Here is a 12,648-nt window from a genome sequence, read left to right on the forward strand (position 1 = left end):
TCTTACTGCCCGTTAATGCGGGGAAAGGTTGATTTTTCAGAAGAAATTGGAAAAGGGAAATAGCTATAGAATGGGCATTTCTTTTGTGATAGACTATGGACTATGTTTTCTTTGTAAGGAAGCGGATTACCGCGTTTTTTTATGTATGGAATTGATTTCACAAGAGATGAAATTGAAGAAGGAGAAAGAAATGAAATTGTTACAGAAAAAAGAAATTTTACTTATTAGTCTTATGCTATTCTCTATGTTTTTTGGAGCGGGGAATCTTATCTTTCCACCTTTCCTTGGATATGAAGCAGGAGAACACGTGTGGATTGCGCTGTTAGGTTTTATTATATCAGCAACAGGTCTTCCGATATTAGGTGTTATTGCTGTTGCAAAAGCAGGCAGCTTTCAAACGTTAGCGGGTAGAGTACATTCTTCATTTGCAATTATTTTTCCGTGTATTGTGTACTTATTTATTGGGCCTGGTCTTGGTATACCACGTGCAGGAAGTTTAGCATTTGAAATGGGACCAGGTCAGTTATTCCTAGAATCAGGTAGTGTAGTTTTACTAGTTTATACGATCGCTTTCTTTAGCTTTGTTTACTGGTTAAGTTTATCGCCATCTAAATTAATGGGCTTATTTGGGAAGGTTTTAACGCCTTTATTATTATGTATGATTGCACTTATTTTTATAAAAACTATGTTTACACCAGTTGGTAGTGTGAAAGAGGTTACTGGAAATTACGGACAAGCTCCTATGTTCCAAGGATTTTTAGATGGATATTTAACGATGGATGCGCTAGCGGCTTTAATCTTTGGTATTGTTATTGCAAATGCTTTACGTGCAAAAGGTATTGAAGATGATCAAGGCTTAGCGAAATATATGAGTATTGCTGGTATTGGAGCAGGTCTTTTATTATCTATTATTTATGTCATCCTCGGATATGTGGGTTCAATTAGCGGTTCGTTAGGTACGTTTAATAATGGGGCGAATGTGTTAGCACAAGTGATGACGACGTTATTTGGACAAGGCGGAGTAGTTTTGTTAGGCCTTATTTTTACTATTGCGTGTTTATGTGTTTCAATTGGACTTGTTACATCTTGTAGTCAGTTTTTTACAAGTGTATTTCCGAAAGTATCGTATAAAGTTTGGGCGTTTATATTGAGCTTTATTAGTATGGTTTTAGCTAATTTAGGGTTAACACAAATTTTAAAAGTTTCAGTACCGATTCTTGGATTTATTTATCCAATTGCATTAACGCTTATTATTTTAGGGTTATTCCATAAATATATTGGGAAGTATGTGTGCATATATCCTGTTACAATTTTGATTGTAGCGGTATTTAGTGCAATCGATATTTTAAATAAAAATGTGATGACGAATCAGTGGACGCCAATATTGAAGTATATTCCGTTTTATACAGAAGGTGTAGGATGGATCATTCCAGCTCTTGTAGGTGTGTGTATTGGTGTAATCGTTAGTATCATGATAAATAAGGACAAATAAGTGAAAGGGTGTTTTCCATAATGGGAAAACACCTTTCTTTTTTTGGAAAAATAGTTTTAAAAATGAATAGACTAAGAGTATGATAAAGATAATTGGTAATATATAGGTTTCGAATGAATGGTGAGGGGGGAGTATATGAAGGAAGATTTGAATAAGAAAATAGAAGCACTCGAAACTGCAATTGAAACGATGCAAGAGGCACTTTTTGAGTTGAAAGCAAAACAAAGGGAAATAGAAGTAGAAAACGCTCAGCAACGTGTTAGTAAGGAAAAGAAAGTATATATCGAAACGATAATAGATGAAAAATTACAAGAAGATGTAGTAAAGATCAAAGAGCCCGTGCAAAAAGTTGAGGAAAAACAAGTAAATATATCTGCTTTTAAACCGGAACCATTCAATATTATTAAGTTTTGCCAAACATGGTTGCCACGTATATTTGTCGGTATTATGCTACTTGGGGTTATTTGGTTATTTAAAGCAGGGGTAGATGCTGGTTTATTAACACCAGCGATACGAATTGTGTTTGGTATCGCCTTATCTATCGGTTTGTATTATATAGGGGATATTCAAATTAAACGAGAGCGGCAAGCGTTAGGGTTAGTATTAGCTGGAGGAAGTATTACAGGTATTGTTTTAACGACGTTTGCGGCACATTATTTATATGGATTTATTCCAGCAAGTATTGCGTTTATCTGTAATATTGTATGGGTTATTTTAGGGATTTATTTAGCGAAAAAGTATCAATCGGAATACCTTACTATCTTCGTAGCGGTCGGAGCTTTCTTCGTTCCGTTCTTGTTAAATAGTACGACTCCGAATCCTTATATTTTCTTTGGATATGAGACGATATTAACACTTAGTTTATTATGGTATGCGTTGAAAAATCGTTATAAGTACTTATATATGATTTCTTATGTTGTTGCTGCCATTGTCCTGTTTGTCTTCTTTGCTGTTATGTCGATATTAGTAGAGAATTTGCAAATACAGTTAACGATTGTATATGGTGTAATTCATTTGCTGTTATTTTGGCATATGTTTTCAGAGAGAGAGTTTATACAAGAAGCAAGAGTAGCGATATTTAGTACAAATGCCGTTTTCTTTATTTTATCTATTGCAAAAATACCTGATTTTACTACGTGGGGATTGGTCATAAGTGCACTCGTGCATACTGTTATGTTTGTACTTGAATATAGGAAGAATAAACAGTCTATATTTGCAAATCTCTTATTTGGTTTTGCAATGGGGTCATTTAGTTTAGCGATTTTATACGAGTACAGTTTAGTGAATGCAGCAATTGTATTATTGTTACAAGGTTTTCTCGGTATGGTTACTTCTATTAAAGCAAAACAACAAATTAAACTGTATGTAAGTGCCACTATTTATGCGATTGGAATGGTACAGACGATTTTTAGCCCGTTTGATCATTTTGTTTCAGCTGGGTTTGTTGCTCATATTATTTTAATAGGTACATTTTATTACTGCATGAAACGAGCGAAAGATGTATTAACGAGTTTTGGAAAATATGTTTATTCTATAGCTCTCTATTGGTTCATGGTCATTGTATTTATTACAATTACTAGAGTTGGCGAAGTTCTTTCTACAGATGGAAGTATAATAAGCGTATCAGTATCGTTATTATGGATGGTATATGCATTATTTGCAGTTTGGCTTGGACGGAATAAAAATATGAATGAAATATTGTATGCTGGCTTAGTTGTTTTAGTAGTAACGATAGGAAAGTTATTCCTTCTAGACTTACCAGAAGTTTCAATGATGATCAGGGCAGTGTTATTCTTAATTGTAGGTAGTATAGGTATCGTCATTTCCAGAATGTTTTTCTCAAAAGAAGAGAAATGAGAAGAAGGCAATCCGCATGTGGATTGCCTTTTCTTTTACTTCTTATTAATCGTTACAGCTTCATTATATTTAGCAGTTGTATTTTGGCGTAGACGAAGTGTTGCTTGTCCAGTTGTATTTGAATCAAGTTGTACGTTCACAATTTTTTCAGCAGAACCAAAGCTGTTTGTTGTGAATGAGAAGGCGCTACTATATCCGAAAGTAGATGGCCAAGTGCCGTTTGTATTTTGGACTTTTGCTACTTGTGTTCCGCCAGTCGTGAAGATACCTAAAGAATAGTTATTATAAGTTGTATTAGGTAATAAGTTGTTTACTTGAATCTTTATTTGGAACACTTCATTGTTTGGTAGAATGCTAGGGCGTGTAATCACATAATCGTTTGCTGTTACGGCGCCGTTATATCCGTATGAACCAGGTTTAAATGTATTTGTATTAAACCATTGGTAACCAGCGTTTGGTGCACTCCAAGGTTCTGGTTGTGGCTCTGTTGATAAGCTTGGTTGTTCAAATGTTTGTAAAGCAGTAGGTGAATCAAGTTGTAAACCGTTTACTTGATCTAAGCTTGTAAATGTCTCTTGTTTCGATAGCCAATTTACGATATTTTCTAGTAAAACAGCATCGTTTTCTTCTTTATAACCATCGTAAGTTTTCTTTGTTTGACCAGAATCTTCACGAACGTATTTTGGCGTAGCATCTTCAACAGGAGAAGAGTCACCGATAAAGGCAGCTTTTCCAAGTCCTACTTTTGCGATTGCAGCATATGGACCCTCTGCAACGCCACCGCCGTTATAAACACCACTATCAACAGCGTTATTCCATTTTGATGGGTTTTCTGGAAGATAAACAAGTCCTTTTGCTAGTTTTGGATTTGTAATTGCTAGAGTAGAACCAGCATGCATTGCTACCGATGAAACACCTTGTGTAATTCCGAATGATTGTTCAGGCGAAACAATGTTTTTAGCTGAAACATCACCAAGTGCATTGTAACGGAAGCGAATACCAAAATTATTAGATAGCCAATCAGAACTTTCTACTCCTTGCATAGCTTGTGAGTTTGCTTCTTCGTTAGACATTCCTTTTGCGGGATTTTCCCAAGCACCGCGTCTATATCCATTAAATACTTCAGAAGAGTCCCAGCGATTTTTATTACGATCTGCATTATAATGATCGGCAATGAAGAAGATACTGCCGCCATTTTTTACATATTGTAACATTGCATCTTGTTCAGATTTTTTGTAAGGAATATTTGCCTCTGGAACGATAAACACGTTGTAATTTTTTAAGTCTTCGTATGTAATAGGTGTTGATTTACGAAGTTCTTTTACATGATATCCATTTTGGGCAATGCCGTTTCCGAAATCAGAAAAGCCGCCATCAATAACCCAGTCAGCTGTCCCTGCAGTTTGACCGTGCGTATTATCAAATAATACTTTCTTCCCATTGTTTTGATTTACAACCTTTGCAGCAATTTCAGGAGCTGGGTCTACAGAGCTTTCGGCATAAGTAGACGGTATGAACGAACTCCCCATACTAAGTGTAATTGCTGTTGCTAAAGAAAATGTAATCCATTTTTTATTCTTCATAGAAGAATCCCCCTAATAATAAATATATGTGCTTTAATAATGTAATTTATTTTTCTGAAAAAATAAAGACAGAAAACGTAAAAAATATTAAAAAATTGTAAAAATACCGTGAATTTTGTTGAGAAATATTTATGTACACAATAAAAATCCCTTCCAATTAATAAGGAAGGGATAACTTGTTTAACTAATCTTTGAATTAGGTGTTTCATCAATCTTATGAAACCCTTTCATGTAATACACGATAGCTAAGCCAATAAGCCAAATTGGGCCAACGATTAATGCAATTCGTGTATCTTCTGAATACGCCATTATACAGAGTACAAGTGCAAGGAAGCCAAGTGAGAAGTAAGAGCTTAATGGATGTAAAGGCATTTTATACGTTAGCTTGTCTTTTTTCTCAGTTGATAATCCTTTACGGAATTTAATTTGAGCGACTAATATAATTCCCCAGGTCCAAATTGCCCCGAAAGTTGAAATACTAGTTAACCATGTAAACACCTTTGCAGGCACAAGGTAGTTTAATATAACACCAACAAGTAAAACGATAGCCGTTGCTACAATTCCTTGACTTGGAATCCCATTTTTATTTAAACGACCGAATCTTTCAGGAGCTTTCTTTTGTTGTGCCAATGTAAATAGCATACGCCCTGTACTAAATAAACCACCGTTACAAGAAGAAAGTGCAGCTGTTAATACAACAAAGTTAATAATACCTGCTGCTTTTGCAATGCCGATTTGTTGGAATGTTAATACAAATGGACTTCCTTTCTCACCAAGTTCGTTCCATGGATAAATTGCCATCATAACGAATAATGCCCCGACGTAAAAGATTAGGATTCTCCAAAATACGTTATCGATAGCTTTTGCGAGTGTTTTCTTCGGATTTTGAGCTTCACCAGCTGTAACACCAATTAGTTCAACGCCTAAATAAGCGAATAATACCATTTGTAAGGAAAGTAGTAATCCGGAAAATCCATTTGGGAACCAGCCACCATGTGACCAAAGATTTGAAATACCAGTAGCGATCCCACCATTTCCGAATCCGAATAAAATAATGCCAGCTCCAACTACTATCATACAGATAATTGTGACAATTTTAATGAGGGCAAACCAAAACTCAAGTTCTCCAAATACTTTTACTGATAAGAAGTTGAAAGCGCTCATTAATAATAGAGCGAGTAGTGCCCAAGTCCAGCGCGGGATATCTGGGAACCAGTACTGCATGTAAATTCCAGCCGCCGTAATTTCAGCCATACAAGTAACAACCCATAAGAACCAGTAGTTCCACCCAGTAATATAGCCAGCAAGTGGGCCGATATAATCATTAGCGTATTTACTAAAAGAACCGGCAACCGGTTGTTCAATTGCCATTTCTCCGAGCGCTCGCATAATGAAAAAAATAACGAGTCCAGCGATTATATAACCTAGTAAGATGGAAGGACCAGCTAGTTTAATAGCAGAAGCAGATCCTAAAAATAGCCCAACTCCAATAGCTGAACCGAGTGACATTAAAGTAATATGTCGTTCTTTTAAACCTCGATTTAAAGTTCCAGATTTGTTTGTGTGCTGCATAAGAAGAATCCCCCTTGTAGAATGAGCTACCTAAATATTTAACTATTTCAAATTATAAAACATTTCTATCTGTTATGCTACAAAAATAACCAGAAAAGAACTGTACTACATCTGAAGTTGTCAGACTTAAACTTAAAATTCTCACTATTAGAGAATATATTGACTCTTCTTTTTATTGATTGTTAAGATTAAGTATTATATTTTCTCACATACTAGTAAGAAAAGAATGTGTGATAATAATTCAGATGTAGGAAGGGTACATAAGCATGTTTCAATTACAAAAATATAACACTTCTGTGAAGCAAGAGCTTTTAGCTGGCATCACAACTTTTTTTACATTTGCGTATATTCTTGTCATCAATCCGAAAATATTATCTGATGCAGGTGTACCATTTGATCAAGCTTTTACGGCAACTATTATTGCGACAGTTATTGGGACGCTATGTATGGCGTTTTTAGCTAACTATCCAATTGTTATTGCTCCAGCTATGGGGATGAATGCATATTTTGCTTATTCTGTTGTTCAACAGGCCGAGGGGATTACATATGTCATTGCGTTTTCGGCAGTATTTGTAACAGGTATTATTTTTCTTTTATTATCTTTCACTTCATTTAGGCAAAAGTTAATTGTCGCAATTCCTGATAGTTTAAAGCATGCAATTGCAGGTGGAATTGGACTATTTATTGCTTTTATTGGATTACGTCTATCTGGAATTATCGTTGATCATCCATCTAATTTAGTTACGATTGGTGATTTTCATTCTCCAGCCGTTATTTTAACTTTAATTGGTTTAATTTTAGCTGCGGTATTAATGGTATTACGTGTGAGTGGTGCATTATTTATTAGTATGATTGTGACAGGAATTATCGCCTTCTTTACGGGGCAACTGAAGTTTGAGGATAAAATTGTAGCGATGCCTCATTTACCAGAGGGTATTATCGTTTCAAATCCAATCAATGCCTTTTCAGATGTAATTCAGTATGGATTATATGGTGTTGTATTTTCATTTTTACTTGTACTTTTATTTGATACGACAGGTGCATTACTCGGTTTAATTAAACAAGCAGGTTTAATTACAGATAATACAGAGAAACGTTTTGGTAAAGCGTTTATTGCAGATGCGATTGGCGGAACGACAGGTTCTATCTTTGGTACAAGCCCAACAGCAGCGACAATTGAATCGTCAGCTGGTATTGCTGCGGGTGGTAAAACGGGATTAACAGGTATTGTAGTTGTTGGACTAACAATTATAACGGCATTTTTCAGTCCTGTAATTGCATCTTTATCAAGTGTAGCTGCTATTACAGCTCCTTCATTAATTATTGTCGGTAGTTTAATGGCACAAAGTATTCGTGATATTAATTGGAATGAGTTTGAAGATGCATTACCAGCATTTTTAATTTTCGTAGGTATTCCGTTAACGTCTAGTATTGCGAATGGAATTGCAATCGGATTTTTAGTGTATCCGGTCTTAAAGATTGTGAAAGGGAAAGGGATGGAAGTACATCCGTTACTATACTTATTTACAATTTTATTTGGATGTCATTTATTCTTATAATATAGATATAGAAGAGGGGCTTCTTATGAGAGGCTCCTTTTTTGTGTATAATAAAGTGAAACTATAATTAGTGAGGGGTTTATTACCCGCAAATAGTGGGGGAAAGTGAAAATTAAATTAATTACGCAAAATATAAATTACTTAACGGAATATATATATTACAATTAAGGTAGAGGAGGAACATGAATGGCTGTAAGTAAAATAAAAGTCGCGCGTGTTCAGTTAGATTTAACACAGCAAAAATTAGCAGAAAAAGTAGGCGTTACAAGGCAAACGATTAGTTTAATTGAAAAGGGGAAATACAACCCGTCTTTAGATTTATGTTTGAAAATTTGTTATGCGGTAGATAAAACATTAAATGATTTATTTTGGGAGGAAGGGGATGAGAATCGTGAAAGATGAACGTTTAATGACTGAGGGGCTAAAACATATTAGACTCGTTTTCATCTTACAAAATATCGTCATACTAGGTATTGTTTTTTATCGCTATGTTTTGCAAGGTGCAGGATATGAAAGTATTTCGGATTTATTAATGGTATTTATGTGTGGGATAATAGGTATTAACTTTTTAAACTTAAAAAATTCGGTGCAAGTGTATGAGCATACGGGCGGAGTATCACGCAGCTATTTTATGAAACTATTATTCATTCCGGTAGGTATTATTATTGGGATTTTAGCTATTTGTATCATTGTAACACCAGATATTTCGATAAAGGAAATTAGTATGACAGGACTTATTATGTTTGCTTGCTTTTTAGTTCCTAGTTTGTTTGTATACATATATATGAAAAAAATAAAAAGTGAAGATTGAAATATAAGAAAAGCTTTCCCGTATTGCGGAAAGCTTTTCTTATATCTTTTTATATACAATACTTTATGAAGGCCAATCGGTTCAATTTCAAAGATTACACCATTTTCCTAGAAGCCTAAGCGCTTGTAATAGTCAGTTACAGTAATTCGGCCATTACACCATAAAATATTTGCTTTACGCTCTTTCAAGACTTGTTACGCTTTTTGAATTAAAGAGCTTCCAGCGTGTTTGTTTCGAAAGTTAGGTAATGTTGCCATTCCACGTAGTCGATAATGAATACCTGTTGGTAAGTCAAGGTATATTTTTTTGAGAAGGAAGCGATACTAATCGGTTCATCGCTTAGAAAAGCACCTAAGTGAAAGGTATCTGCTTCGTAGTCGGAAGAGTATTTACAATCTGTTACTGTTTGATTCGGGTGTAAAAATTTTTGACGTAATACGCAAGTTTCAGATGCATCAATACATTTCACGGTAATTATATTAACATCCTTCCTTATAAGCCTTTTTCTGTTAGTTGTATAAAGAAATAGGCAGGTGCAGCGAAAAGTCCGAGTATGCTAGCGGTTCCGAGAAGGAGCGAAAGCAAGAGACAAGTATATTTGACGCCAGTTGATTTTTTCCAGCCGTAACTACAAATTTCAATGCTAACACCGATGAGAATAATAGCAACGAGTACTTCCGCTAATAATAATAGAGCTAAAGTTACAATAGACATAATGTGATCCATCCCCATAATATGTGATAGTAACATTTTACCATATAGAATGGAAAAAAATGCCCCTCAATTATGTGAGGGGCATTTTCTATTCTAATATGTTTTTTAGTGTATTAATATGTTCTTTTGAACCTGTTACAAGCAGTGTGTCACCATGTTGTAACCTCGTATCACCATGCGGTATTAATGCTTTATTACCTCGGTAAATTTGGATGACAAGTACATCACCTAAAAATGGAAGGCGGCGAAGCTCGATGCCGTTATATTTATTGCTACGTAGTTCAACTTCACGTACTGTTTCGTTCGCTGTTGTAATTAAACGAACGAGACTCGGTTTATCGATAAGAGCACGTAATAAAATACGTGTAGAGTTAATAGTCGAGAATACAGCGATATGTTCTTGTGTTGCTTTTTCTTGTAGAAGTGGATCTTCTACACTTGCAATGACATGTTCAACACCTAGTTCTTTCGCATGTTCTGCTAATAATAAGTTTTGTTCATCATCGCTTGTTGCAACGACAACGCGATCTGCATCAAATGCTGTTCGTTCAGTTAATGATTCAATTGTAATATCATCTAATTTCACGATAGGGAAGTCATGTGATTTCGCTTCCTCATCATTTATTTTATTTTGGCGCATCATATATAGCGTTACATCATAGTCTTCTCGTTTTAAATCAAGTGATAATGGAAGAGTAATTCTGCTCGCGCCAATAATAGATACTTTCGGTTTTGGTGTTTCCACTTTTGGGAACATCTTTTTAAATAATATAGGTGCAAAAATGCAAGTAATAACTGCACTTAAAATAAGAGAAGCGGATAAACTTGGGCTGATGATTCCTAGTTTTTCACCAATTTGTGCCGCCGCAATAACTAAGGAAAGTGTTGATGTTAATAAGATGGCACTTCCGAGTACGATATTACGCGGATACCATTTACGTAGGACGAGTGATGGTAAAAGTTTTGAAATAAAGAGTCCTACAATTAAAATTGGGATCATTAGCATACTAGAAGGTTCTTTAAAAATAGACCAGACTTCTAGATTTACACCAACCATTACGAAGAAAATAGGAATAAAGAAACCGTATCCGATGGAATCAAGTTTTTCAACCATATCTTCATTTGGTGATAATAACGATACGAGTACACCTGCTAAGAAGGCACCTAAAATATTTTCTGCACCAACAGATTCAGATAACCCTACTAAAATTAAGATAAGTGCAAAAACAGCTCGAGTATCAATTTGTACACTACCAGCTTTTAAGCTATCTAAGTATGGGATGTTTTTGAAGCGTTTTGCAATAAAGTAAATGATAATACCTGCTCCGAATAGAAGGAGTAGGAGCCACATGCTTTGGCCGCTTTCAGAATTTAATCCGACAAATACAGCGAGTAAAATCATTGTAACTAAGTCTGCAATAACAGCGACTAATAAAATGATTTGTCCGATTGCGGTTTTTCCTAAGTTATTCTCTTTTAATGTTGGTACGACAACACCTAAAGAAATAGTTGAAATAATTAAAGTCATGAACATTGCATTATCTACAAATCCTAGCCATACGAATAGTAATGATAGGGCATAAGATAAGATGAAAATAAACAAGAAAATAATGCTTGCTGCTTGGAATGTGTTCGGTTCGTTTTTCGTACTTTTTTTCCCTTTTTGTTTAAAAATAGAAAAGTCAATTTCTAACCCGCTTAAAAACATGAGGAAGATAAATCCTAGTGTTGATAAAACTTGGAGCCACATATCTGGCTCAATAATATTAAACCCACTTTTACCTACAAAGATTCCCGCGATGATCTCTGCAACAACGACAGGAAGTGCTTTTAATTTAAAGCGTTGTAACAAAAGGGGAACGAAAAACGCGATTGCAACTACAACCATAAGTGATAGAACAGAAGTATGATGTTCCATTGCGTTCTCTCCCTTCAAATAAATATAGTACCTATTTAGCCATATAATAGGTAGAAAATCAACGCATATGGATTCGATTTCATAAAGAAAGAGTTTTCTTAACATTTGTCATAATAAGTATATTTTTCATGATTCTGCTGTTAATGCTGTAATGTGGATGTAATAGAGGAGGGGAATAAAAAAAGACTGCTGAGGAATCTCAGCAGTCTTTTTCATGTACATTACATTGAGAAGAAGATCCATACAGTTAAACCAACTGTTGCAGTTGCAACGAAGAAACTGTATATCATTGTAAGAATTTGAACTCTTCCTTCTCCTTCTTTTAAATGCATGAACATAATTAATTGTAATAAAGCTTGCGCAACAGCCATTATGATAATAGTTGTTAAGACTGTTGAAAGTGGTAATGTTGTGTAAAGTGCCACGTATAACGCTAGAAACGTTAGTGCAAGCGATAAAATAAATCCGAAAACGTGTGACCAAGGGAATCCGCTATGCGCATGCCCGTTTGCTTGGTTGTTATTTTGACCCATTTACGCCACCATCCCGTTCAAGTAAACTAGTGTGTAAATAAAGACCCAAACAAGATCAAGGAAATGCCAGTATAAGCTGATAATGAATACTTTACGAGCTGTAACTGGTGTTAAACCTCGTTTTAAAATTTGGATAATAACACAAATTGCCCAAATGATACCGCCTGTTACGTGGGCACCATGCGTTCCAAGAAGAACGAAGAATGCAGATAGGAAAGCACTTGTTTGAATTGTTGCGCCTTCACCAACGTATAAAATGAATTCTTCAATCTCGAAGAATAGGAAGCCTGCACCTAAAAGTAATGTAAGGATGAACCATCCAAGCATTGCTTTTTGGTTGTGCTTACGCATTTCGTGAATTACGATACCACATGTGAAACTACTTGTTAAAAGTAGTAATGTTTGAATTAAAAGCGTTTTAAGTTCAAACAGTTGTGCTGGAGTTGGGCCATCTGCCGTACGACCAGCAAGGACTAGATAAGAGGCGAAAAGTGTTGCGAACAGCATAATTTCAGCCCCAAGAAAAATCCAGAATCCTAGGATATTCAATCTGCTTTGTTCGGATTGATATTCCAAAGGTAAGCTTTTATCTAAAGCCGCCATGTCATT

Annotated in this window: 11 protein-coding genes and 1 pseudogene; 5 read left to right on the forward strand and 7 right to left on the reverse strand. The window is 35.3% G+C overall.

Annotated features, from left to right (window positions below; all coding sequences use genetic code 11):
- Window positions 1-190 precede the first annotated feature (190 nt).
- Both brnQ1 and JDS92_RS09255 read left to right on the forward strand, forming a co-directional pair.
- Window positions 191-1,492, forward strand: a complete 1,302-nt coding sequence (gene brnQ1, locus JDS92_RS09250; protein ID WP_472926308.1) for a branched-chain amino acid transport system II carrier protein BrnQ1 — start codon at window positions 191-193, stop codon at window positions 1,490-1,492.
- Between the two features lie 135 nt (window positions 1,493-1,627).
- Window positions 1,628-3,349 (forward strand): DUF2339 domain-containing protein, encoded by a 1,722-nt coding sequence (locus JDS92_RS09255; RefSeq protein ID WP_088055954.1) that lies wholly within the window; start codon window positions 1,628-1,630, stop codon window positions 3,347-3,349.
- Window positions 3,350-3,384: 35 nt separating this feature from the next.
- Here the strand turns inward: JDS92_RS09255 and JDS92_RS09260 are convergent, their stop codons facing one another.
- Window positions 3,385-4,932 carry a DNA-binding protein gene (locus tag JDS92_RS09260; RefSeq protein WP_000791528.1) on the reverse strand — a complete coding sequence of 516 codons (1,548 nt, stop codon included), beginning with the start codon at window positions 4,930-4,932 and terminating at the stop codon, window positions 3,385-3,387.
- 180 nt (window positions 4,933-5,112) lie between these two features.
- Entirely contained in the window at window positions 5,113-6,504 is a 1,392-nt protein-coding gene (locus JDS92_RS09265) for an amino acid permease (protein ID WP_099003652.1), read from the reverse strand.
- A gap of 266 nt (window positions 6,505-6,770) precedes the next feature.
- Here JDS92_RS09265 and JDS92_RS09270 point away from each other — a divergent pair, with 266 nt between their 5' ends.
- From JDS92_RS09270 to JDS92_RS09280, 3 genes are all read left to right on the forward strand, one after another.
- Complete coding sequence (locus tag JDS92_RS09270) at window positions 6,771-8,063, forward strand: NCS2 family permease (protein WP_087949404.1); 1,293 nt, start codon at window positions 6,771-6,773, stop codon at window positions 8,061-8,063.
- A 186-nt stretch (window positions 8,064-8,249) separates the two neighbouring features.
- Complete coding sequence (locus JDS92_RS09275; protein ID WP_199631854.1) at window positions 8,250-8,465, forward strand: helix-turn-helix transcriptional regulator; 216 nt, start codon at window positions 8,250-8,252, stop codon at window positions 8,463-8,465.
- Window positions 8,446-8,874: a hypothetical protein gene (locus tag JDS92_RS09280; RefSeq protein ID WP_199631855.1), complete on the forward strand. Its 429-nt coding sequence runs from the start codon at window positions 8,446-8,448 to the stop codon at window positions 8,872-8,874. Before JDS92_RS09275 ends, JDS92_RS09280 begins: the two co-directional genes overlap by 20 nt.
- Before the next feature lie 107 nt (window positions 8,875-8,981).
- Here JDS92_RS09280 and JDS92_RS09285 read toward each other — a convergent pair.
- The 5 genes and pseudogenes from JDS92_RS09285 to qoxC form a co-directional block, all read right to left on the reverse strand.
- Window positions 8,982-9,352 (reverse strand): annotated as a pseudogene (locus JDS92_RS09285) (GNAT family N-acetyltransferase).
- Between the two features lie 14 nt (window positions 9,353-9,366).
- A complete protein-coding gene (locus JDS92_RS09290) occupies window positions 9,367-9,624 on the reverse strand; it encodes a DUF4022 family protein (protein WP_000926990.1) in 258 nt (85 codons plus the stop codon).
- A gap of 52 nt (window positions 9,625-9,676) precedes the next feature.
- Window positions 9,677-11,506 carry a monovalent cation:proton antiporter family protein gene (locus JDS92_RS09295; protein WP_000399997.1) on the reverse strand — a complete coding sequence of 610 codons (1,830 nt, stop codon included), beginning with the start codon at window positions 11,504-11,506 and terminating at the stop codon, window positions 9,677-9,679.
- Window positions 11,507-11,727: 221 nt separating this feature from the next.
- On the reverse strand, window positions 11,728-12,039 hold the full coding sequence (gene qoxD / locus JDS92_RS09300; RefSeq protein WP_000531386.1) for a cytochrome aa3 quinol oxidase subunit IV: 312 nt from the start codon (window positions 12,037-12,039) through the stop codon (window positions 11,728-11,730).
- Complete coding sequence (qoxC, locus tag JDS92_RS09305) at window positions 12,040-12,642, reverse strand: cytochrome aa3 quinol oxidase subunit III (RefSeq protein ID WP_000729311.1); 603 nt, start codon at window positions 12,640-12,642, stop codon at window positions 12,040-12,042. It abuts the gene before it with no gap.
- Between the last annotated feature and the right edge of the window lie 6 nt (window positions 12,643-12,648).

The organism is Bacillus cereus group sp. N12, assembly GCF_016483575.1.
In the GTDB taxonomy this organism is placed as follows: Bacteria; Bacillota; Bacilli; order Bacillales; family Bacillaceae_G; genus Bacillus_A; species Bacillus_A toyonensis.